The sequence below is a fragment of the Paenibacillus sp. J22P218 genome, from assembly GCF_056269195.1.
Genome location: NZ_JBWDNL010000002.1, coordinates 714325 through 737792 on the forward strand (window position 1 = coordinate 714325; position 23468 = coordinate 737792).

Annotated in this window: 24 protein-coding genes; 14 read left to right on the plus strand and 10 right to left on the minus strand. The window is 49.6% G+C overall.

Going from position 1 to position 23468, the window contains the following annotated elements; genetic code table 11:
• Positions 1–2 precede the first annotated feature (2 nt).
• From AC0YN0_RS12000 to AC0YN0_RS12010, 3 genes are read left to right on the plus strand one after another with little or no spacing between them, the layout of a single operon-like run.
• Positions 3–503, plus strand: a complete 501-nt coding sequence (locus tag AC0YN0_RS12000) for a YpuI family protein (RefSeq protein WP_337101629.1) — start codon at positions 3–5, stop codon at positions 501–503.
• 55 nt (positions 504–558) lie between these two features.
• Positions 559–771: a DUF1540 domain-containing protein gene (locus tag AC0YN0_RS12005; protein ID WP_337101631.1), complete on the plus strand. Its 213-nt coding sequence runs from the start codon at positions 559–561 to the stop codon at positions 769–771.
• Between the two features lie 6 nt (positions 772–777).
• Positions 778–1200: a DUF4190 domain-containing protein gene (locus tag AC0YN0_RS12010; RefSeq protein ID WP_337101632.1), complete on the plus strand. Its 423-nt coding sequence runs from the start codon at positions 778–780 to the stop codon at positions 1198–1200.
• A gap of 59 nt (positions 1201–1259) precedes the next feature.
• Here AC0YN0_RS12010 and AC0YN0_RS12015 read toward each other — a convergent pair whose 3' ends face one another.
• Entirely contained in the window at positions 1260–1889 is a 630-nt protein-coding gene (locus AC0YN0_RS12015) for a GTP pyrophosphokinase (RefSeq protein ID WP_442052570.1), read from the minus strand.
• A 177-nt stretch (positions 1890–2066) separates the two neighbouring features.
• On the opposite strand from AC0YN0_RS12015, the gene AC0YN0_RS12020 reads away from it, so the two are divergent.
• Positions 2067–2855 (plus strand): ABC transporter ATP-binding protein, encoded by a 789-nt coding sequence (locus AC0YN0_RS12020; protein ID WP_475821460.1) that lies wholly within the window; start codon positions 2067–2069, stop codon positions 2853–2855.
• Positions 2846–5191, plus strand: a complete 2346-nt coding sequence (locus tag AC0YN0_RS12025; RefSeq protein ID WP_475821461.1) for an alpha/beta hydrolase family protein — start codon at positions 2846–2848, stop codon at positions 5189–5191. The genes AC0YN0_RS12020 and AC0YN0_RS12025 overlap by 10 nt, the downstream gene beginning before the upstream one ends.
• Positions 5192–5249: 58 nt before the next feature.
• On the opposite strand, the gene AC0YN0_RS12030 is transcribed toward AC0YN0_RS12025, so the two are convergent.
• Positions 5250–5948, minus strand: a complete 699-nt coding sequence (locus tag AC0YN0_RS12030) for a queuosine precursor transporter (RefSeq protein WP_475821462.1) — start codon at positions 5946–5948, stop codon at positions 5250–5252.
• A gap of 136 nt (positions 5949–6084) precedes the next feature.
• Positions 6085–6978, minus strand: coding sequence for a PAS domain-containing protein (locus tag AC0YN0_RS12035; protein WP_475821463.1), 894 nt, complete (start codon positions 6976–6978; stop codon positions 6085–6087).
• Positions 6979–7746: 768 nt separating this feature from the next.
• Here AC0YN0_RS12035 and glgB point away from each other — a divergent pair.
• The 5 genes from glgB to AC0YN0_RS12060 are packed head-to-tail and all read left to right on the plus strand — an operon-like array spanning position 7747 to position 15408.
• Positions 7747–9654 (plus strand): 1,4-alpha-glucan branching protein GlgB, encoded by a 1908-nt coding sequence (glgB, locus tag AC0YN0_RS12040; RefSeq protein ID WP_475821464.1) that lies wholly within the window; start codon positions 7747–7749, stop codon positions 9652–9654.
• 16 nt (positions 9655–9670) lie between these two features.
• A complete protein-coding gene (locus AC0YN0_RS12045) occupies positions 9671–10837 on the plus strand; it encodes a glucose-1-phosphate adenylyltransferase (RefSeq protein WP_475821465.1) in 1167 nt (388 codons plus the stop codon).
• Positions 10834–11946 (plus strand): glucose-1-phosphate adenylyltransferase subunit GlgD, encoded by a 1113-nt coding sequence (glgD, locus tag AC0YN0_RS12050; RefSeq protein WP_475821466.1) that lies wholly within the window; start codon positions 10834–10836, stop codon positions 11944–11946. Before AC0YN0_RS12045 ends, glgD begins: the two co-directional genes overlap by 4 nt.
• 46 nt (positions 11947–11992) lie before the next feature.
• A complete protein-coding gene (gene glgA / locus AC0YN0_RS12055) occupies positions 11993–13456 on the plus strand; it encodes a glycogen synthase GlgA (protein WP_475821467.1) in 1464 nt (487 codons plus the stop codon).
• Positions 13438–15408, plus strand: a complete 1971-nt coding sequence (locus AC0YN0_RS12060; RefSeq protein WP_475821468.1) for a glycoside hydrolase family 15 protein — start codon at positions 13438–13440, stop codon at positions 15406–15408. Before glgA ends, AC0YN0_RS12060 begins: the two co-directional genes overlap by 19 nt.
• A 64-nt stretch (positions 15409–15472) precedes the next feature.
• On the opposite strand, the gene AC0YN0_RS12065 is transcribed toward AC0YN0_RS12060, so the two are convergent.
• Positions 15473–16318: a MurR/RpiR family transcriptional regulator gene (locus tag AC0YN0_RS12065; RefSeq protein ID WP_475821469.1), complete on the minus strand. Its 846-nt coding sequence runs from the start codon at positions 16316–16318 to the stop codon at positions 15473–15475.
• 181 nt (positions 16319–16499) lie between these two features.
• Between AC0YN0_RS12065 and gntK the strand changes: the two genes are divergently transcribed.
• Positions 16500–18038: a gluconokinase gene (gntK, locus tag AC0YN0_RS12070; RefSeq protein WP_475821470.1), complete on the plus strand. Its 1539-nt coding sequence runs from the start codon at positions 16500–16502 to the stop codon at positions 18036–18038.
• A 24-nt stretch (positions 18039–18062) separates the two neighbouring features.
• Here gntK and AC0YN0_RS12075 read toward each other — a convergent pair whose 3' ends face one another.
• The 6 genes from AC0YN0_RS12075 to AC0YN0_RS12100 all read right to left on the minus strand — a co-directional run bounded on the left by AC0YN0_RS12075 (position 18063) and on the right by AC0YN0_RS12100 (position 22215).
• On the minus strand, positions 18063–19955 hold the full coding sequence (locus AC0YN0_RS12075; RefSeq protein WP_475821471.1) for a squalene cyclase: 1893 nt from the start codon (positions 19953–19955) through the stop codon (positions 18063–18065).
• 460 nt (positions 19956–20415) lie between these two features.
• Positions 20416–20853 (minus strand): spore germination protein GerPE, encoded by a 438-nt coding sequence (locus AC0YN0_RS12080; protein WP_475821472.1) that lies wholly within the window; start codon positions 20851–20853, stop codon positions 20416–20418.
• Entirely contained in the window at positions 20843–21058 is a 216-nt protein-coding gene (locus tag AC0YN0_RS12085) for a hypothetical protein (protein ID WP_442052584.1), read from the minus strand. Before AC0YN0_RS12085 ends, AC0YN0_RS12080 begins: the two co-directional genes overlap by 11 nt.
• Positions 21059–21736 (minus strand): spore germination protein GerPC, encoded by a 678-nt coding sequence (gerPC, locus tag AC0YN0_RS12090; protein WP_475821473.1) that lies wholly within the window; start codon positions 21734–21736, stop codon positions 21059–21061.
• Positions 21737–21775: 39 nt separating this feature from the next.
• Positions 21776–21979, minus strand: a complete 204-nt coding sequence (locus AC0YN0_RS12095; RefSeq protein ID WP_337101650.1) for a spore germination protein GerPB — start codon at positions 21977–21979, stop codon at positions 21776–21778.
• Positions 21976–22215, minus strand: coding sequence for a spore germination protein (locus AC0YN0_RS12100; RefSeq protein WP_337101651.1), 240 nt, complete (start codon positions 22213–22215; stop codon positions 21976–21978). Before AC0YN0_RS12100 ends, AC0YN0_RS12095 begins: the two co-directional genes overlap by 4 nt.
• A 174-nt stretch (positions 22216–22389) precedes the next feature.
• Between AC0YN0_RS12100 and AC0YN0_RS12105 the strand changes: the two genes are divergently transcribed.
• From AC0YN0_RS12105 to AC0YN0_RS12115, 3 genes are all read left to right on the plus strand, one after another.
• Positions 22390–22815: an Hsp20/alpha crystallin family protein gene (locus tag AC0YN0_RS12105; protein ID WP_475821474.1), complete on the plus strand. Its 426-nt coding sequence runs from the start codon at positions 22390–22392 to the stop codon at positions 22813–22815.
• 164 nt (positions 22816–22979) lie between these two features.
• Positions 22980–23180 carry a hypothetical protein gene (locus AC0YN0_RS12110; RefSeq protein WP_442052201.1) on the plus strand — a complete coding sequence of 67 codons (201 nt, stop codon included), beginning with the start codon at positions 22980–22982 and terminating at the stop codon, positions 23178–23180.
• 33 nt (positions 23181–23213) lie between these two features.
• Positions 23214–23435 (plus strand): hypothetical protein, encoded by a 222-nt coding sequence (locus tag AC0YN0_RS12115; RefSeq protein WP_475821475.1) that lies wholly within the window; start codon positions 23214–23216, stop codon positions 23433–23435.
• The last annotated feature ends 33 nt before the right edge of the window (positions 23436–23468 follow it).

Sequence of the window (23468 nt, forward strand, 5' to 3'; positions counted from 1 at the left end):
TAATGCCATCTGCTAACGTAAATTCGATCAGCGAATCCACTCGCAACAAATTGAAAGACGCGGTTAATCAACTTGAACCGTTTCTGAACAATTATGCGCTGTCGCAGTTGTCCGAGAAGGACAGCAGCGAGGAAGCACAACTGTTCTACAAAGGACTTTTATCCGATTTGAGACATTTGTTGGTGTTCTCTGAAGTCTCGGTTGAAAAGCTGGGAGTTCTTCTTAGACGCCCCAATTTCGATACCGATTTTGCAGAACGCGCGCTTTATGAAGTGTACCACCAATGCGTAAGCGCCTTTTTCTATCCGAAGAACGAATGTTATTCCGAGGACGGACGTTACGCTTATACGGGACAAGACGCGATTCGCTTCCGTTACAAGCCTATTCGTGAAGCTCGCGACATCGTGCTTAGCGTATCGAAGATTTTTGAGGAGCTGCGCGACGAATTGGCGTATTACGAGAACGACTACATGACGCAGCGCCGTATGCAAGGACAAAAATAAGGCAAGAATGAATCACCTCCGGTCAGGGAAACTTGATAACGGAGGTGATTTTATTATGCCGAATGGCGTATCCTGCACGGTATCCAATTGTTCCTTCTGGAAAGAAGGCAATGGATGCAATGCAAAAGAGATCACGATTGAAATTGATCAGCATTCGAGTCATTCTTATCATGAAGAATTTGCTGGAGACGAGCTTGGACTGTTCCATGAGGATCAGGCGGAGCAATCGTCGGCTACATGCTGCCTCACCTTTAACCCAAAGGAGTGATTGGCGATGGAGAAATTCGAGCATGAACATGATGATGAACTTCGAAAAACCGGCCAAACGCCGGCGGTCATCGATCCGTTAACGAACGCTTCGCTAAACAATGTAAATGAAGAAATGGCAGCCGATTTCGCAGTTGGCGCTCCAGGCGCTTATGTAGAGCGGGATCGGAAGGAAAATGGGTATGCCGCGTATGAGGATGAAGGCAATGATGTGCGCAGCGGGGGATATGCATTAGGCTGGGTGGCGCTCGTATTTGCAATTGCGTCATGGTTCGTATGGCCTGTGCTGCTTGGCGCAACATCAGCCGTTCTTGGCTTCATTGCATACAGGCAAAGCGCGAGAGGGCTAGGCGGTTGGTCTATGGCGATCGGATTATTGGCAGTTGTTATGTATTTAGTCATCGTTCCCTTTTATTACGCGATAACCTAAAGCGGATAATAAGCAAACAGCTCCCTGCCAATATGGCGGGGAGCTGTTGTGCGTTATGTCTATTCGAGCGTCTGTGTGCGATGGCGCTGTACTTCTTCATTGAGAGCAAGCATTTGACGATCAAGCGAATCGATCATCGCTGCCGAGCCCTTTAATTGCTGTTGAATGTGCTCGGGTATCCGCTCATCGAATTTGTAATAAATTTTATGTTCGAGGCTTGCCCAAAAATCCATCGCTATCGTCCTAATTTGAATTTCAACACCTACATACTCCGTACGATTCGTTAAAAATACGGGGATTTCGATGATAAGATGGACGCTTTGGTAGCCGTTAGGCTTCGGATTTTTCACATAATCCTTAATCTCGATGATTTTGACGTCACTCTGCATGCTTATCATGTCGACAATGTGGTAAATGTCCGTTGAGAAAGAGCAGATGACTCTGACGCCTGCAATGTCTCTTATATGCTCTTTGGCTGCCTCGAGCGATATGTCGAGCCCTTTGCGCCGCAGCTTCGTCATTAAGCTCTCTGGCGTCTTAATGCGCGTCTTCATATGCTCAATTGGGTTATAGTCGTGAATGAATTGGAATTCCTCGTTCAAAATATTGAGCTTCGTTTCCACTTCATCCAAAGCAAATTTATACGTTAGAAAAAAATGCGACCATTCTTTGATTTGATCGGGTTTCATAGGATAATCACTCCTGAGTTTGTAAAAATATATGAAATTCACAAAAGTCAACGGTACCCGTACAGCAAGAATCGTTGTATGATAATAATGGTTGATATGAAGTGTGAAGTCAAATTATCGTCAAATAAATCATTCGTACAACATGTATAAGCATACATTGACCGGGAGGACTATCCAGTGGTTATAGACATAAAAGGCGTATCTTGGGATCGCGGCGACAAAACGATTTTGCAGCAGATCGATTGGAAGGTGCAGAAGGGCGAGCATTGGTGCTTGCTCGGCTTGAACGGATCAGGCAAGACGACACTGCTCAATATGATTAACGGGTATATATGGCCGACTGACGGTCAAATGGAAGTGCTCGGCAAAAAATTCGGTGAATTCGATCTCCGCGAGCTGCGCAAAAGCATCGGCTGGGTCAGCACATCACTGCAGCAGAAGCTGTACGGCAGCGAGACGGCATTCAACATCGTGCTAAGCGGCAAGTTTGCAACGATCGGCTTGTATGATCGTACGGACGATACCGACTCGGATAAAGCCGAAGCGCTTATGCAATCGCTGGGCTGCGCGGCGCTAATGCAGCGTACTTATGATACGCTGTCGCAAGGCGAGCGGCAGCGCGTGCTGATTGCGAGAGCGCTGATGGCATCGCCTAAGCTGCTAATATTGGACGAGCCGTGCACAGGGCTGGACGTATTCGCGCGCGAGCAACTGCTGTACATGATTTCGTCAGTCGCGGAGCAAGAACATGCGCCTACCATTATTTATGTAACGCACCACGTAGAAGAAATATTGCCTTGCTTCACGAAGACGCTGCTCATTAAGGATGGGACCGTATTCGCCGCCAGCTCCACGGATGAAGTGCTTAAGACGGAGACGATGAGCGAGTTTTTTGGCGTTCCCGTTAGAATTGAACAGCATGACGGCCGTAATTGGCTCACCGTTAAGGAGAACTTATGGAATTAGCGATACAAGAGCAACGTAAGCTGATCAAGTTCGCAGCATGGCTGAAATTAAGATATGAATTGCGTGCTGACCGCGACAGCTTCATATGGCGAATTGCTACAGGCAGTCTTATCGTCTTCGGATCGCTTTCGATGTATACGGCGGTAATGGGAATGCCTACCGGTCTCGGAGCGGTTATAGACACCATTCTATTCCTGCTCGCGAATGTGCTGGCAATCGGGGTATCCGCATTCATCTTATCGATCCTGTTGTCGCTTGCTTACGTTCCGGTTCCTAGACGTTTTGCGGCAGTGCTGCTCTACGTGGGTATCGAAACGTATATGATTTTATATTTTGCTGAGCTTGGCATTCTAATGTCTGTTATATTAGCTGCCTTGTATGCGGTTATAGGAGCTTTGCTTGGTGTAATGCTCGGAGTGCTTCTCAAATGGCGGACTAGGCCGCGCTACAAATGGATGACCGGCGTAAGCTTGTCGGTCATTATCGCTCTGATCGTTACTTTGGCGGGCTGGCCGAATCCAGCGTCGATGCCGCAAAGAGAAGAAACGGCGATAGAAGCTGTGTCGCCAGTCCATGCGGATAATCCAGCTCTTCCGGGAACGTATGAGTTCGCTTCGTTCAGTTACGGAAGCGGGGCTGACAAGCATCGGGATCTATTCGGTGAAGATGTGGATTGGATGACGAATTCCGTGGACGCGTCGGAGTATATTACGAAATGGTCAAATCTGAAGACGCGCTTCTGGGGCTTTGATGAACATAAGCTCCCGATTAACGGCAGAGTATGGATGCCGGAGGGAGAGGGGCCGTTTCCGCTTGTCCTAATCGTACACGGGAATCATCTGATGGAGCAGTTCTCGGATGGTGGTTATGCTTATTTGGGAGAATTGCTTGCGAGCAGAGGCATGATCGCCATTTCCGTAGACGAGAATTTCTTGAATTATTCGGTCTGGTCGGGTATCCCGAACAATGATATGAAGGTGCGTGCGTGGATGCTCCTTAAGCATCTTCAGCAGATTAAGACTTTTAATGAAAGCATGGACAATCCATTAACGAACAAAGTCGATATGGACAAGATTTCGCTCATCGGTCACTCCAGAGGGGGACAAGCGGTAGCGATGGCTGCCGACGCCGATCGATGGTTCAAAGAGGATAAATCATTGACGAATTTGGAAGACATTCAGATTCGTTCGGTAGTGGCCATTGCGCCGACCGACAAACAGGTGGATGACAAGTCCGCTCGGTTGAAGGATGTCAACTATTTAACGCTGCAAGGCGCGCGTGACGGAGATGTGAATTCCTTTTACGGCGATCGGCAGTACAGCAGAACGTCTTTCTCGAGCGAGTCCGATGGATTTAAGGCTTCGCTCTATATAGCCGATGCGAATCATAGCCAATTCAACACCGCTTGGGGAATCATGGATGAACGACTGCCTGGCGGCATGTTCTTGAACCGACAAGGCATGCTGGACGGAGATGAGCAGAGAGAGATTGCGAAGCTGTACATTTCCGCGTTTCTCGAGGCTACTCTGCATGGCGAGGATCAATATACCGAAATGTTCCATGACTACCGCACGGTTCTGGACTGGCTGCCCGACAGCACGTACGTGAATCGGTATGAATCTTCTAATTTCACGGAAATAACAAGGTATGAGGGCAGCTCTGTCAAAACAACGATAAGCGGCGGGGGCAAAGCTTCGGCTGAAGGGATGACGGAGTGGGAAGTGACGAATGCCAAGGATCGTGATGGCAAAAACAAAGGAACGAAAGCAGTTTCGCTCGAATGGGAGGAGCCAGGCGCTGTATATGAGCTTGAGCTGCCGAAGCGCGTAACGGAACAAATGGCTTCCGAGACGACATCATCGAGCCTTATATTCTCATTGGCAAATCTTGAACGGGATTTATTAGCCGACGAGGCTGTACTGGAAGAGGAGCCGGAAGCCGACGCTGACGCAAATGACGAAATAGATACAGAAATTGAAGCTGAAGCTGAAGTTGAAGGATTATCCGAGCTGCCGCCGCTTCCGGAACTGGAGATCGTTCTAACGTCGAGTAACGGCCAAACGCTTGAATTGCCATTATCCGAGATTATGCCAGTCAGTCCGCCGACGTATACGGCTTTCATGACGCTTCCGTGGCTGGAGGAGCGAGTGAAAGACGAGAAGTACAAACAATCGAACGAGCCGGTGTTCCAAACTTTTATTGTTCCTCTGAACGCGTTCGAGACGCCGAACGAATCAATAGAAGAGCTTGAAATAACGAAAATATCTTTTGCATTCGTGGACGGACCTGGCAAAGTAATGCTCGACGATATCGGAATCATGCCGATACCATCTTAACGAACAACAAAGAAGCGATTCCGTATCTAACGGGATCGCTTCTTTGTTGTTCGTTTTATTAATGGCTTTCTTCCTTAAACGTAAAACTTCTAGCCGCATAGAGGAAAGGGGTCGAGACAAGCGAGACGATAAATTTGATAATGTATGTCGAAAGGAAGATCGACAGCCAGACGTCGCTTTCGTATTCGCCGGCGAACGCGATCGTGCAGAAGATCAGCGTATCTACAAGCTGGCTGACGAGCGTACTGCCGTTATTGCGGATCCAAAGCTTATTCGGTGCTGGAAACATCCGCTTAAGTACCGAGTAAATTTTGACATCTAGAAACTGGCTGACGAAATAGGCGCATAAGCTGCCAAGCGCGATTCGCGGCAGAAGGCCGAACAACGTCTCAAGGGACCCTTGCACCTCAAGCGGGAACGGATCCTGAACGGGTTCGAACAATAGCGCCATTTGCATAATGACCGTAGTTGCAACTAGAGTGAAGAAACCGAACCATACCGCTTTCTTGGCTGCCTTCTCGCCGTACTTCTCGTTAAGCAAATCGGATGCGAGATAGATGGTGCCGTACATCGTGTTGCCGAGCGTAATAATGATGCCAAGCGGCAATTCGACGGTCTTTACGACTTGAATATTCGCAAGCACGGTTGCCATGCCGATCCAAGCATAAATACCGATTCTGCCGAACATTCGATACGAAATAAGAAATAATGTGAAATGGATAATCATAAAAAGAGCGCCAAACCATAAGTTAAACATGTTTTCCTCCTAGTTTTGATAACGCGGGAGTTTGCGAACCGCGCGCCGACATACAGAAATGACCGGCATTATTCAGCCTTAGCTATTATAAACGGTTGTCCTCTTACAGGCAATGTATAGTGCTGGATAAGGCGAGCTATTTGCCGACTTTCGTCCATATATCGTGAATATCCACACGCAGCTCGGAAGCAATCAGCTCGGCTGTCAGCCGTTGCGGCTTCACGATCTTGCCATTTCGGAGCTTCGAGATCGTCTGGATCGATATGCCCGTTGCTACGGATAGCATACCGGCGGTTACATCCCGCTTAGCCATCCATATTTTAAGCTTCATGGCGGAATCTATTGTATCGTCGACAGGCTTCAAATCCCATATGACGAATGCGTATTCTTTGGTGTCGCCAAAACCGTCGATGATTGGCGTGAACGTAATCGACAATTCCAGCTCAATGCCGCTTAATCTGCTCGTTTGAAGCGTAAGGCTTTTTTCTTTTTTCATCGTTCCGGCCTCGGCAAGCGCCTCCATTACTCTGGCATGTTCGTTATCCGCAATAAAGCTAAGGAGCGTTTCGTCCTCCATTTTTCGGTCAGGCTCGAACAATAACGGAGCGACGCTGTCGCGCAGAAAGCGAATATGGGAATGTGCGTCAACGATCCCGCTAATGATGACTTTATTCTGTTCACATTTTTGCTCGATCCACTTGTAGGCTGTCAGATCTTCGAATGTGACAAAACTGATCAGCTCGGTTTCGCCTGGTTGCTTCGGTATCGGCTGTTGGTCGATGCGTACTGGAATTTGCTTGTTGCTTTTGGTGAAAATTCCGAACTCGCTCTTAAGCGTCTGCTTCGTCGTATCGATGTTATACTTTAGCAGATGTCCAGCGCTTTCCTTCGATTTAAGCTCCTCCAACGTGTAACCGAGCAATCGCGAAAAGCTTTCGTTGGCATCGATAATTCTTACCTTTCCGTGTTCCATTCCTAGAATAATGATGGGCTTGTCAAAGATTTGGAATAAGCGATAGTAGGGTGACATGATGTTTTCTCCTCTTTTTTGCACAAGCATAAGCATTTGTAATATTCAAGTAAAAGTATAGAATAACTGCCGAACGCACACAAGAGACTTCCAAATTGTTTCAAGATCAACTATATCTATTAGAAATTGGTTTAATTAATTAAACTCCAAAACTTCTGCGCCATGTATAACGTGCAAATAGAGCCTAGAACCGCGTTTAAAGGCGTAATCTACCGATTTACAGCCTTTATTCTATACGGGATTCTCGATAATATGAATGAATGAGTGATTTTGCACATTTTTCACCGTGAAATCAATCTGGTTATAAGTTTTATGCTCAAAACGAGCTCATATTTCACCTACGGCGTAAGCCGTTTGCGCGCTTGACTCGTACAAAGGGGAGACTACCAATGGATAATTGCAACATGGAAGATTGTACAAAGTCGATAAAGGCAAGAGGATTGTGCGCAATGCACCATCAGAGACTCATGAGACATGGAGATCCGTCTATCGTCAGGCCGCGTCGAGTTAAGGCAACCGCAGATTGCAAGTGGGTGAATTGCACGAAGGAAGCGGTAACCAAGGGTTATTGCTCCAAACATTATTATATCCAGCGCGTATTGTCTTCCAATTGAACAAAATAACGTTTTGTGTAACATGCACGTAAATAAATCTGACATTTTGTCGCAAACTATGAAAACATGCTGTGATTTTTCATAAAACGATGTATAATATGGGTATCTAAACCTATTTGACTCGCAAATGACATCCAGAAGGGTGGAGGAGCGGATGGTTCAAACGGTTCCAAACGGTTTATCCCATGAGCAATTGTATTTGTTTAATGAAGGCAATTCGTTTCACAGCTACCGTTTCATGGGCGCGCATCCCATCCGCCATGATGGAATCCAGGGGGTCCGCTTTGTCGTGTGGGCACCTAATGCCCTGGAGGTTCGCGTAGTTGGAAGCTTCAACGACTGGGATGGAAGCCGTCACCTCATGGAGCGAATCGGAACAACAGGCATATTCGTGTTGTTTGTTGCGTATATCGGTGAAGGCGAGATTTACAAATATGAGCTGGTTACGCAATCCGGCGCATGTATTAGGAAAGCCGATCCGTATGCCTTTTATTCAGAGAGACGCCCGAACACAGCATCCATCGTCACGAGTTTGGAAGGTTATGCCTGGCAAGATGAGTCATGGCAAGCAGCCAAACCGAACAAATCCCCTTATACGAATGCGCTGCTCATCTACGAGGCGCATGCCGGTTCCTGGAAAATCAAAGGAAAAGAACACTTCTATACATACGAGGAATTAGCCGGATCGTTAGTTCCGTATGCCGCTGATATGGGATATACTCATATTGAACTCATGCCCTTGTCGGAGCACCCGCTCGATCAATCATGGGGCTACCAAATTACCGGATTCTACAGTGCGACGAGTCGCTACGGCACACCCAAAGGACTTATGTATTTCGTTGACACCTGCCATGCTCATGGCTTAGGCGTTATATTAGATTGGGTGCCTGGCCACTTCTGCAAGGACGACCATGGCTTGCGTCAATTCGACGGCTCGCCCCTCTTCGAAGGCGCGGATCCGAACCGCGCAGAGAAGCCGCTCTGGGGCACGTTAGCTTTTGATTTTAGCCGCAATGAGGTTGTAAGCTTCTTGATTTCTAACGCTGTCTTCTGGATGGAAATGTTCCATATCGACGGATTGCGCGTCGATGCCGTTGCAAGCATGATCAATCTACATATGGACAAACCGCCCGAGATGCATACCTACAACTGGCTTGGCGGTGCCGACAACTTAGATGCCCTTCGCTTCTTGAAGAAGCTTAATGAAACGGTGTTTCATTATTACCCCGACACGCTTATGCTAGCAGAAGATTCTTCCGCATGGCCTGCCGTCACCTCGCCTACCTACAAAGGCGGCCTCGGATTCAATTTTAAATGGAATATGGGCTGGATGAATGACATGCTGCGCTATATGGCGCTTGATCCGGCTGATCGCTCGCACCACCACCATCTTATTACTTTCTCACTCCTTTATGCGTTCTCAGAAAATTTCGTTCTTCCGCTATCACACGATGAAGTTGTACACGGCAAACGCTCCTTATTGAACAAAATGCCTGGCTCCTATGAGCAAAAATTCGCCCAACTACGTTTATTCTACGGTTTCTGGATGACGCATCCAGGCAAGAAGCTGCTCTTCATGGGCAGTGAATGGGGACAATTCGACGAATGGAAAGACAGCGATATGCTGGACTGGATGGTGCTGGAGTACGATTCCCACCAAAGCATGCACCGCTATGTCAAGTCTCTCAACCATGTTTACGTCAATGAGCCTTCTTTGTGGGAGAGGGATCGCGAGCCGGATTGTTTCGAGTGGATTGACGCGAATAATGCCAATCAATCTGTTATCTCCTACATCCGCCGCGGTGAATCCAGCTTCACCATCATAATCGCTAATTTCTCGGCCAATGAATATAACCCCTATCGCATCGGTGTTCCAGAGCGAGGAAATTACCGCTCTTTAATGCATAGCAATAATCCGCACGAAGAAGGAACAGCTTCACAGAGTTCGCCTAGCTACAGCAGTCAGCCTATCGCTTGGCACGGGCATAATCAAAGCATTTCGCTTCAATTACCCCCATTCACCTTTATGCTGCTCACCTTAGATCCGGGGAACACACATTGAGAAGGAGTTGGTGTCCATGGGCCGAAAAGAAATGATCGCAATGCTACTCGCGGGAGGCGAAGGCAAAAGGCTTGGCGTATTGACAAAGGATTTGGCTAAGCCTGCCGTTTACTTCGGCGGGAAATACCGCATTATCGATTTCACCTTGAGCAATTGCGCTCATTCGGGTATTGATACGGTCGGCGTATTGACTCAATATCAGCCTCTTGAACTGAACCGATATCTAGGCATAGGCAGTCCATGGGGGCTGGACCGTCGTGACGGCGGTATGGCAATTCTGCCTCCCTATGTGAAGCAAAAAGGCGGCGTTTGGTATACGGGAACGGCCAACGCAATCTATCAGAACATGTCCTTCATTGAACGTTATAATCCCGAGTACGTGCTCATTATATCGGGGGACCATATTTATAAAATGGACTATGAGCTTATGCTAGACCATCATAAGCGCTGCGGCGCAGATGTGACGATCGCCGGTATAGAAGTCGATTGGAGCGAAGCCAGCCGATTCGGACTTATGCATGTGGACGATGAAGACCGTATTACCGCATTTGAAGAGAAGCCAAAAACACCAACGAGCAATATTGCATCGATGGGTGTCTATATATTCACCTGGTCCGAGCTGCAGAAATATTTGATATATGATGAAGCTAATCGCTCTTCGAGCCATGACTTCGGCAAAGACCTTATCCCGTCGATGATGAAGGACGGGAAGAAGCTGTTCACCTATCCGTTCAAGGGCTACTGGAAGGACGTCGGGACGATCGACAGCTTATGGGAGGCGAATATGGATCTGCTCGCCGATGAGCCGCCGCTCACATTGAATGATTCCTCATGGCGAATCTATTCCGTCAGTCCACATCAGCCAGGCCATCATGTAGGCGTATCTGCCGAAATCTCGGCATCGCTTATTACGGAAGGCTGCATGCTGGAAGGGAAAGTTCATCGATCGGTGTTGTTCTATGGGGTTAATGCCGCCAAAAACAGTTCGATTACCGAATCGGTCATTATGCCTAACGTCCGAATTGGCGAAGGCGCCAAGATTCACCGAGCGATCATCGGCGAGGGGGCGGTCATCCAAGCCGGCGTCACGATCGGCTCGCCGGATGATGACGCGATTACGGTTGTTGCCGTAGACCAATATGTGACGAACGATCATCTGCTGCAGGAGGTGGAGCATTCATGAAGCATAAAGTGATGGGTGTCATTAACTTAATCCATGAGACGGATGAGCTCGACCGTCTGACGCAAGGGCGCTGCCTCGCGACTGTTCCTTTCGGAGGTCGTTACCGCATGATCGACTTTGCATTATCCAGCATGGTTAATTCGGGCATATCGAAGGTAGCCATATTCGCTCATACGAAGTACCGCTCGCTGATGGACCACGTAGGCTCAGGCAAGCCCTGGGATTTGAATCATCGCCAAAGCGGATTGTTCGTTCTGCCGCCTGCTACGGATGATATTCAAGAGATTAGCCGCGGCGATCTCTATCATTTTTATCAGCATCGCGATTATTTCAATCGTTCTTCTCTAGATTATGTCGTTATTACACGCAGCCACATGGTGTGCAATATCGACTTCGAGCCTGTTATTCAAGCGCATCTCGATCGCGCTGCCGATATAACTGTCGTCTGCAAGCAGCAATCCGAACCGATATTAGGCAAGGCGCGCAAGGTGAAGATGGACGAAGATGGCAGAATTACTGCGATCCAAGATCACTTTGGACGTATGGTAAGCGATATTCATTCGATGGAAATGTATATTATGCGCAAGGATCTGCTCATGGAGCTTGTGGAGACGTCGCTGGCGCAGGGTCAAGATCATCTCGTGCGTCATGCGATTTTTTCGAGGCTGGATAAGCTCAATGTGCAGGCGTATATGTATGAAGGTTACTTAGGCGTCGTTAACACGTTATCGAGCTATTATCACAATAATATGAATCTGCTGAAGCCGGAAGTATGGAAGGAGCTCTTCTTCCAACCGGGATCGATCTATACGAAGGTGAAGGATGAGCCTCCTGCCCGATATTTGGAAAGTTCTAAAGTGAGCAATTCGCTAGTTGCGAACGGCTGCCGGATCGAAGGAACGGTTACGGGCAGCATTCTGTTCCGCGGTGTCCATATTCGCAAAGGCGCAGTCGTTACGAATAGCATTATTATGCAGAACGGGATCATTGGCGAGAATAGCTTTATCTCGCACAGCATCCTGGATAAGGATGTAGAGGTAGAGTCTGCGCGCGATATACGCGGGGTAGAAAGTTCTCCGTTTCTTGCCGGCAAGAGGAAAATTATATAAGGCTGCCGCATAAGCGGAAGATAGCCGCATAGGAGGAGAGAGGCCCGTGAATATATTGTTCGCAACCTCTGAGGCAGTGCCGCTGGCTAAGACCGGCGGCTTAGCTGATGTTGCGGGAGCGCTGCCTAAGGCGTTAAATGCCAGAGGCGCAGATGTGCGCGTCGTGCTGCCAAAGTATGAGCAGATTCCGCTGTCGATGCTTGAGCAATTTCAGTTCGTTGATCATTTTACGGTATCCTTCGGCTGGCGCAATCAGCATTGCGGGCTGTTCCGAGGCGTTATGGATGGCGTAACCTATTACTTGATTGATAATGAGTTCTACTTTAAGCGAAGAGGACTATACGGTTATGGGGACGACGCGGAGCGATTCGTATTCTTCTGCTTCGCCATTATGGAAGCCGTTCGCTACATGGATTTCCGGGCGGATATCGTTCATTGCCATGATTGGCAGACGGGACTCATTCCTTTCTTGCTTCGAACGCGCTATGCTTTCGACCCTGCTTGGGCGAATACGAAGTCAGTGTTCACGATTCATAACTTAAAGTATCAAGGATTGTTCGGTATTGATCTGCTCAAAGATTTGCTGGGTGCGGGCGATGATGTATTCGGTGCGGACGGTCTTGAATTCCATGGAGCGGCAAGCTGCATGAAAGGCGGACTTGTCTATGCGGATAAGCTGACAACGGTAAGCGGTACGTACGCGGAGGAAATTCAAACGGAATATTTCGGCGAAAGGCTTGACGCGCTGCTGCGCTATCGCTCTGGCGATCTCGTCGGCATCGTAAACGGCATTGATGAAGAGGCATTCGATCCGATGAACGATGCGGCGCTGCATACGCTTTATCGCAGCTCGCTCAGCCGTAAGCACAAGAATAAGCTGGAGCTGCAGCGAAGGCTGGGCCTTCCGCAGTCTGAGAGCGTACCGGTCATAGGCGTCGTATCGAGGCTAGTGGAGCAGAAGGGCTTCGAGCTCATTATGGCAACGCTGGACGAGCTGCTGCAGGACGATATCCAATTCGTCGTGCTTGGAGCCGGCGATGAACGTTATGAGCGATTCTTTAATGATATCGTGGCTCGGTATCCGAACAAGGCTGCCGTGTGGATTGGTTATGACGACGGCCTGGCTCGACTTATTTATGCGGGCGCCGACCTGTTCGCGATGCCTTCGCAATTCGAGCCTTGCGGCTTAAGCCAGCTCATAGCGCTTCGTTATCGGACTGTTCCTATCGTTCGCGAGACAGGCGGTCTGAAGGACACCGTTCACGCCTACAACGAATATTCAGGCGAAGGCAATGGCTTCAGCTTCACGAATTACAATGCGCATGACTATTTGCATACCGTTCGCAGAGCGCTAGCGATGTATCGCGACGAGGAGCAGTGGAAGCGGATAGTAGCGAATGGCGCCAAAGAAGATTATAGCTGGAATCGTTCCGCCAAAGCGTATTTATCGTTGTATACCGACCTTATTCCGCATCGAAAGGAGCAAGAACAATGGCCCGTCATCTTGTAATCGGCAACGGAAAGATGCTGCTGAACCTCGACCAGCATTGCTACATTAGAGATATTTATTATCCGTTCGTAGGACAACTCAACCATGTAGGTGGTCAATATTGTCGTTTCGGTATCTGGGTGGAGGGCAAGTTCAGCTGGCTCGACGAGCCGGAATGGAAGTTCGAGCTCGATTATATCGAGGATTCGCTCGTAACGAACATTATAGCGAGGCATGAGGGTCTCGGCATCGAGCTGCAAATGAACGACGGCATCCACCAACGGGAATGCATCTATATCAAGCGAGTCGTTATTCGCAACAAAACGAGCGAGACAAGAGAAGTACGATTGTTCTTCCATCAGGATCTAATGATCGACGGCTCAGAGGTCGGCGATACAGCGGTCTACTATCCGGAAAATCATACGTTGTATCATTACAAGCGGTCTAATTATTTCATGTTCAACGGCTTCTCCGATGAAGGCGGCATGACCCAATATTCAACGGGCATTAAGCGATTCCAATCGGCCGAAGGCACTTGGAGGGACGCGGAGGACGGCGTTCTCATGGGCAACTCGATTGCTCAAGGATCGGTCGACAGTACGATCAGCTTCCGAACCGTTGTATCCGGAGGCAGCGACAAGACAGTCTATTACTGGATGTCCATTGGCAAAAACCTCGAGGAGGTCAAGGAGCTTAATCAATACGTTCACGAGAACCATCCCGAGAAGCTGTTAAGCCGGATGGTCATTTACTGGAAGCATTGGCTGCGCCGTGCGGAGACCGATCTTGGCGATTTGCCGCATGATGTCGTGAAGATGTTCAAGCACAGCCTGCTGCTCGTAAGAACGCAGGTTGATGAGCGGGGCGCCATCCTGGCAGCGAACGACACCGATATTCTGCAATACAATCGCGACCACTATAGCTATATGTGGCCTCGGGACGGCGCACTCATTGCCGATGCGATGTCGATGGCCGGGTATCAGAGCGTCATCGCGCCATTCTTCCACTTCTGCGCGCAGGCGTTGTCGCCTGAGGGCTACTTATACCATAAATACAATCCGGACGGTACGGTAGGCTCAAGCTGGCATCCTTATATCGTCCAAGGAAGCAGGCGGCTGCCGATACAGGAGGATGAGACAGCGCTAGTTCTGTTCGCCTTGTGGCAGGATTACACGAGGAATCAGGTTATTGAATTGCCGCAATCGCTTTATAGCAATCTGATTCGCAAAGCGGCTTCCTTCTTGAGCCAATATATGGAGCATTCGTTGTCGCTTCCGAAGCCGAGCTATGATTTGTGGGAAGAACGTTACGGCATATGGACGTATACGGCTGCTTCCGTATACGGCGGCTTGATGGCAGCTGCGTTCTTCACGGAGCTGTTCGGAGATTACGAGCGAAGTGACCACTATAAGAATACGGCACAATCGATCAAGCACGGAATGATTACTCATTTGTGGGATGAGGAGAGCGGGCGATTCGCTCGCGGCCTCATTCAGAAGGACAACCGCTGGGTGAAGGATATGACGCTGGAGAGCAGCTTGTTCGGCATTCTTGAATTCGGCGTACTGCCCGTCGAGGACGAGCGGGTCGTGAAGACGATGCTGTCCATTAAGGAAGGGCTGCAGGTCAAGACGGAAATTGGCGGTATCGCCCGTTATACGAATGATTATTACTTCCAGCAATCCGGCGAAATCGACAAAGTGCCGGGAAACCCTTGGATCATCTGTACGCTTTGGGTTGCCAACTTCGAGATCGATTCAGCGAAATCGATCGAGGAGCTCGAAGGCGCCAAAAATACTCTTCAATGGGTTTCCGATCATGCTCTGCAGAGCGGCCTGTTGCCGGAGCAGTTGAATCCGTACGATGGAACACCGTTGTCCGTTGCACCGCTTACGTGGTCGCATGCGACCTTCGTGCAAAGCGTCAGCAAATATGCGGCGAAGTATAAGGCGCTGCGCGATAAAGATAACTAGTTCATTCATGTGAACGCAAAACAAGCTGCCCGCGCATATATGCGACGTGGCAGCTTGTTTGCATTTAAATACGGGTTTCGGATATGGCTTGGCGAATCTTCTCCAGTGATAACTTGGCGTTGTCCTTATTCGCAATCAAGACGTTCACATATAGCGCGTCGATCAGGCTTAGTTGTCCGATCCGGGAGGCCAAAGCCTCGGAGCGGTATTCGGTCTCCTCAGAGCTTGTATGGAGCGCGACGTCGACGTTCTGACTGATCGGAGACTTCGGGAAACCTGTTATTCCGATCGTTCTAGCACCATTGTCGCTTGCCGTCTTCAGTATGCGCAGCGTGTCCTTATTCGTTCCGGAATGGGAGAGGACGACTGCAACATCGTTCTGATCCAACTGAGATGCCGACATCAGCTGGAAGTGGGCATCCGTAAAGGCGAAGGCTTGCTTGCCGCAGCGATAGAACTTATGGACGGCATCCATGGCGATAACAGATGAGCCGCCTATACCGTAGAAATAAATGTTTTTCGCTTGGGACAGCAATTCTACAGCCTTATGGAACGCATCGCCGTCCAGCAATTGGAACGTGTTCTCCAGCGTGCGTATATTCGATTTGAATATTTTTTCGGCTATCGTCTTCGCGTCGTCGAATTCATTGATTTCTTCGTAAATCTGTTGTGCGGGCGACATAATCTCCGAAGCAAGCGCGATCTTCATCGCTTGATAGCCTTTATAGCCGATATGCTTGCAGAAGCGGAAGACGGTTGCCTCGGCAACGTGGAGATCATCAGCTACTTCACTGATGGTGCTATGGATAATTTTTTCCGGATTTTCTAATATGTAATTGGCGATTTTCTTTTCTTTCTCGCTGAACCTTGTTTGATAGGAGCGGATTTTTCCGAGCATATTTTGCACCATGGCGGATTTCCCTTCTCGTTGCGGTGTATTGTTGAGAAGTATACCATAAACCGTTAATTGGTAAACCATTTATCTATCCGACTCGTATAGAAAAGTTGCGCGAGCGCCTAATCCCTTGTAAGGTTATAGAGGGAATTATTGCGTTACGCAGCGAGTTAACATAGGGAGATGAAGACTAGCAATGGAAACCAAATATATGATTGGCGTTGATATAGGAACAACAAGCACAAAATCCGTATTGTTCACGACGAAAGGGGCTATCGTAGCCAGTCATGGCATCGAGTACCCGCTTCATTCGCCGTCGCCGGCGATCGCGGAGCAAGATCCTGAGCAAATCTTCCAAGCGGTTATAGAGACGATCGGACAAGCCGTGGCACAAGCGGGCGTACAGGCTAACGAGGTGGCATGCGTATCATTCAGTTCGGCTATGCATAGCGTTATCGCGGTTGATGAAGCAGGCACGCCGATTACGCAATGTATCACATGGGCAGACAATCGCAGCGCGGAGTGGACGGATAAAATTAAGAACGAGCTGAACGGTCATGAAATTTATTTGCGTACCGGCACGCCGATTCATCCGATGTCGCCTCTTTCCAAGCTGGCATGGCTCAGTCATGATGAGAGGGAGCTGTTCGAGCGCGCTTATAAATTTATATCGATTAAAGAGTACGTGTTTTTCAAGCTGTTCGGCCAATACTTTATTGACTATTCGATTGCTTCGGCTACGGGACTGTTCAACCTTGAGCAGTTGTATTGGGACGAGGAGGCGCTGCGAGTTGCAGGCGTTACGGCTGATCAATTGTCTGCGCCGGTTCCGACGACTTACAAGCTTGAAGGATTGAATGGCGGTTATGCGGAGCGGATGAATCTGCTGCCTTCGACGCCGTTCATCGTCGGCGCCAGCGATGGCGTCCTGTCGAATCTAGGCGTCAATGCGATTGAGCCTGGAGCTGTTGCGGTTACGATTGGGACGAGCGGCGCTATCAGAGCCGTTACGAATAAGCCGATCACCGATCCGCTTGGCCGTACGTTCTGTTACGCGCTGGCTGATGACCTGTGGGTCATCGGGGGCCCGGTCAACAATGGGGGAATGATCTTCCGTTGGGTTCGGGATCAGATCGGAGCGCATATAGCGGATGAAGCGAAGCAGCGCGGAGTCGACGCCTACGAGCTGCTTACGGAGCTGGCCGCCAAAGTGAGCGCTGGCTCTGACGGCTTGATCTTCCATCCGTACTTATCCGGCGAAAGAGCGCCGCTGTGGAACGCTAATGCAAGAGGTTCATACTTCGGCCTGGGCTTGCATCACCGAACGGAGCATCTCGTTCGCGCCGCTCTGGAAGGCGTTATTTATAACTTGTATACCGTACTTATGGCGCTGGAGGACTTAATTGGCAAGCCGACAAGCATCCAAGCGACAGGAGGTTTCGCCCGCTCTGAGCTATGGCGCCAAATGATGTCCGATATTTTCAACCAAGAGCTGCAAGTGCCCGAGAGTATCGAGAGCTCATGTCTAGGCGCAGCCATTCTCGGATTGTACAGCTTAGGCGAGGTATCCTCGCTGCAAGTCGTCTCCGAGATGGTCGGCGGTTCTCGCAAGCATCAGCCTAATAAGCATAATGCCGCTATTTACGCAGAGATCATGCCGATCTATGTTCGATTGTCGCGATTGCTGACAGACGAATATGCGGAAATTGCTGCTTTTCAGAAAAAATGGATGTAAACGACGACCATTAACGGCGATATCTTAGTTGCCTCCGTACTTATAAATATAGGATGTTAGCGTTAAGAGCGGCCAAATATAATTGTTGCTCACATAATGAACGTATATGCTGCCCGGCAGGCCTGCTCCTGTCGGGTATGTGTATGTCCAGTCGTTTCGATCAAGTGTTTGCAGCAATGCCTTTATGCCGCGCTCAATGGCCGGCGTAGATTTCGGAGAGACTGCAATTAATCCATCAAGCGCCCATGCCGTCTGAGAGGGCGTGCTCGCATGCAGCGGAACGTAATGCTTCACTTTGTCGCTTAGACAGGACTCTCCCCATCCGCCATCTGCATTCTGGATACTGAGCAGCCAAGCAGCCGCCTTGCGCACAGCGGGGTGATCGTTGGCGACGCCGATAGCCGTCAGCCCTTGAAGGGCAGCCCCTGTGCCGTGCGTATAAGCAATTCCCCAACGACCGTACCAACTGCCGTCCTTCTGCTGCTGTGACAGCACATACCGAACCGAATCCTCCAGCCAGCTTGACGATGACGTCAGATGAAGCTCTTTGCCTAGAAAATAAAGCGTCCGTGCCGTCAGGTCCACTGTTGACGGATCGACAGCGATGTCCGCTGCGCCTTCAAAAGTTAGAAAGCTTGGCGGGGTCGTACTCCCTTGGCGCTCGAAAGCAGGCCATCCGCCATCGTCGTTGCGCATGGACATGACCCAGTTAAGGCCTCTTTGCCATGCGGCATGATCATCCTCGTTATTCGTTGCTCCGGTTGAGTCTGATTTCGCTATATAAGGAAGCAATGACCGCAGCGCAGCTGTGCTGTCGTCCACGTCGGGATATAGTGTATTTACGTCAGAGAAGCCCCATCCGCCCGGCGGCGTATCCGGATTGTGAATAGCCCAATCGGCCAGCTTGGTCTGTTGTCTAACTTTCAAATAAGCTGCCGCATTGCGCAGAGCAAAGCTAGAGGCCGGAAGTCCGGCTTCTCGAAGCGCGTAGCTGAGCATCGCCGTATCCCATACTTCCGCGGAAGCGACTTGAACATGGGGGCGATCACGGCATAACAGCGAGCGAATGCCTGCAACCATGCGGCTAATTAATGGCGAATGGTCATCGTAGCCTAATGCGAGCAACGCCATAATCATCAACATCGTTGCTGTTGAGAAGGTGAGCAGCGTACTGTTCGGTTCGAGTCGATCGAGCATGTATTGCTCAGCCCTTTTCCATGCCTCGTGAGACGCATCAGCGAACAATCCGGTATGGGCTATCGTATCGAATAAAGCGGAAAATGCCGCGAAGATCGGAGGATCATTTTTGAATTCCAGATGGCCGTCAATGAACCAATCGGACAGATCGGGAGCGCTTGGCGCGCGTCTAGCATAAAGACTGTTCGCCATAATGACGGTTGGGACAATATGAGCTCTAGCATGGCCTGACAATGTGAATAGATCGAACAGAGGGTGCTCGCCGAACAGGAAGGGCAGAGGCACGCGCAGGGCATTCGGCCATTCCGCCTGTCCCGAAGCGGACAACCATACTTGCGTAAGCAATGATTTCACCTCAGCCAAGCCGCCGCGGCTGCGAATATATTTCTTGGCATTAACTATCGGCGCATCGTACGGGGTATATAAGCCGGCGTAGAGCAGCGCATAGGCGGCCTCGGCCGTTGCGTCCAAATTGCCTTCCCGCTCATCATGATACAGTTTCCAAGAGCCGTCAGGCTGCTGCTGGGAAGCAATACGAATCGCTAAGGAACGGATAAAGGGCTCATCGGCGATGTTCAATATCCGCAGTAACATAATCATGTTGCTGTCGGTCGTCAAGCCGTCATCAAAGCACAGCCGCCATGCGCCGTCTGGCGATTGCAATCTCAGCAGTTCTTCGGACAACTGTTCTATTTTCTCTCGAAGCGGTTTCACATCCATCGTTCGCTTCATCCTTTGCATAGGTTATTCCATATGTATATGCGAGCGGTGGCCGACTCATTAAAGCAAACAAGGCATCGCCGCTAGGAGATGCCTTGCCTTTCTCGTTCCCATATTGGATTAGCCCTTCGGCTGCACTGTTCATCTATAGGCAGGAGTTAAAATACAACTGCGCGCAATATAATGACTAGTAAGATGAAGAGAACAAGAATAGTACCCGTATTTGACCATAGGCCGTTACCGCAACCAGCACCCACACCTGCTACAGGGTATCCCATAGTTCATTCCTCCTGAAAAGTAAGTTTAGTGTGATGTTTGTACCTAATCACAAGATAATGTATGCGGCAGGGACAGAAGAGAACTAGACATTTGTACCTGTATAAATGCAATTCCACTTTTGCCTACTTAAGTGATCCTTAAATCTTGCGTAGGCTGCTGCCTTTCCTGGCATTTGCCTTTGTCAGCAGAAAGCGCCGGGGATAGGCTTAGGCCGCGGATATTGCCGGATATGCTTAATTCGGGATTCCAAGTTAACGTTCATGCAGTTGCCGGCAAGGAAGCTGGATGCCGCGCCTGTAGCCGTAACTTGAATGCAGCCGACCGTAATATACGGGTTGCAGTTAATCCTCTCAATCTGGACGCCTTGCCCTGGCTCGTATTGCGGATCAACCAGTTCGGGCAATTGGCGGTCGAAAATCCGGTACGATTCGAAAAAGACGTCGCCGGCCGTCGTATGGTCTTCCTTGCGCTGCACAGCCAATGCGCGAAGCCTGGCATTCGTCTCGCCGCGATCGCCGAATTGTACGGCGCCTGACAATGAGACGTCGATGAGGTATACGGCGCCGATTCGCGCTGTCCGAATCGGGAACGTATCGTCTGGTCCGCTATTACTCGGCACTCGCTGCGCCCTCCTCCTGCGCTCCTTCCGGGAGCGGGAGCGGCGCTACGGGACCTACGATGACCGATTCCGGCGGCGTATCGAACATCGAGTTCAACGTGACGTAGTCGGTGTCCCCGATCTGGAACATTGAAGCGCTTGATACGCCGAGTATTTCGATCTGTCCAACGGTGAGCGCATGATTAACGACTTTGAATTGAATCATCTAGACATTGCCTCCTGATGGTGGAATCCCTTTTTGTAACTGCTGCATATAGGCGAGCATTGCTGCGTCTGCATCTCTTATTGCTTTGACAAGCACAACTTCGCCCGTATTCTCGTTTGTATCCGGAGTTTCATTATCGTTGCCGCTGGTGTTTGATTGTTGCATATAGTAATTGATCCGTGTTGGCATCTGCTTCTTAATATCATTAAGAATGATCCTACGGTGGAACGGATCTAACGGGATGCATAGATCGGTTTCCATCGCGATAAGTCTTTCGGTCGCATCCGTATCGAGATATCGATTCATATTATTGAATATTTCGTTATACAACGGGGATGGAGGCGTCACTGCAGGAGCTGCTGACGGGAACACCTCAGGTGCCGGTGCGGGTGAAGGTACAGATATTTGCTCGATGGACCCAGGAAAGTGATCGCCGCCGCTGCCGGGAGCGGTCATGCCGATATTCAGTGTTCCATCCAGCTTCTCAACCTTCAATTGGTCAAAATGATATTCGATGCTCTCGATATTGTAAGCAGGCTTAGCCTCCAACAGCTTCACCTGCTCGCATAACTCGGCAACCTGCTGCTCTAGCTTCTCGATTATCGTTTGCTGGGCGGTTAGCTTATGCATCACGTCATGCGCCCAGGCTTGCCAAGGTGACAGCGGACCTTGCTGCATACGTTCCACCTCCTGACGTAACGGTATGTTTACTAGCGATTATGAAGGATTCGGAAGCGGCACGAACGATAACGGATTCTCCGAGCTGAGCTGCGGAGCAGGCCCAGCGAAGCCGCCCGTATTGAAGAGCTGGGACAATGATCGGATCGAACCTGCGCTGCCTACCTGAAGCACCGAGCTGTTCGAGATGCTGTCTATGCGCATCGAATTGATCGTAATCTGCTGATGAATGGTCCAGCTCATATGACGTTAACTCCCGAGGCAACCTCGTTTTGCGTATTGTCTTGCAAATCCGGATCAAGCGTGTTCGTTGCGCTGACGGCATTGTTGGAATTCGTTAAGCTGCCCGTCAGGAAGGATCCCGAGCCTGCGTACGTTTTGGAACTGCTATTGGGCGATACTTGCACGGCATCGCCGAACTGAACGATCGAGCTCGATCCGACACTGACTATTTTTACAAAACCTACGACTGCTGGCATGACGTTCACCCTCTTCTATGAATCGGTCTGGCTGGCCTATCTGATATTACATCTTATGCGGCATTCGCCTAGACGTTACCCGCCCAAGAACGTGCTGTTGCCGAATCGGCCGGCAGTATCCATCGACTAGGCTGGCGCATATATTGGCAGTAGTGCAGGGAGGCAGGTGTGCTGATGGCGTCCAAATGGAATGATATCGAGAAATGGATGGAAGGGCAGCAGCTTCCAAAAGGGTTCGAGGTGCTCAAAGAGCCGGATTGGGTGGAGCAATATGTAAGGAAGCTGATGACCAAAGCGCTGCCTGAGGCTGCCGGCGTAATAACCGGCTCGAAGTCGGCGGCAGTCTCCGAAACGGACCATTTTGTCATCGTAAAAATAAATTTGCCAAAGGATACGGATCGTGAACAGGTAAGGCTGTTCATTCGCGAAGATCGAGTCCGGGTGGAAGGGCTGCCGAAAGGAAATAAAGAGACCGTGAAGCTGCCGGTACTCGTTAAACCGCGAATATGCAAAGCACAGGTGAAGGATGATATCCTGCATGTGAAATTGCGCAAGCGGCCCGTCAACCGCACCTATCATGAGTCGTATATTGTCTGGTAGCGAGGATATCCAGTCCTTTTGCAAGCAAGGGGGGCCGCTTCATTTGTTGCAGGCACTCCTTGTTTTGTCACGAAATCGACCGGGTTTACGGCTGGATAATGGTAGACTTATCCCTTATAATGGCTAGTGACGTGTATATATTAGTCTATAGAGGAGTGTAACCTGTGTCTTTAGTTGATGTTAGTGACGTATCCGCTGCGTTATTTATACTGGGTATCGTGTTCTTATTGCTTATATTTGGTTTGCTCAGCTTCGGCATATTGCGAATGTTTCAGCAGAAGTTCAGGACAGGCTGGTTCTGCTTCGGCGGTGCTGTCGTCAGCTTCGGCGTATTCATGTACATATTAAATGAATGGTTTCTATAGCGCGCTGTAGCCATCTTATTGGAGGAATCGTCGTTGTTCTGGACGTTAATGTGGTTTATCGTTAATATATTGTTCGTGACTTCCGTGATCGTCTTCCTGTTCATGCACCGCGCATACAAGGAAGCGGCTCTTCAGGCTGATCGCGAACGGCTTGCCAAGAGCAAGGGCAGAAGGCTGCTGTTTGGTGTGATCAGCCTCGCGTTGTTAATCGCTATGGTAGTCAGCTTCTTAATAAATATGCGAATGAACGGCTAAAATTCGTCGTTTACCGCTATTATAGGTACGTCT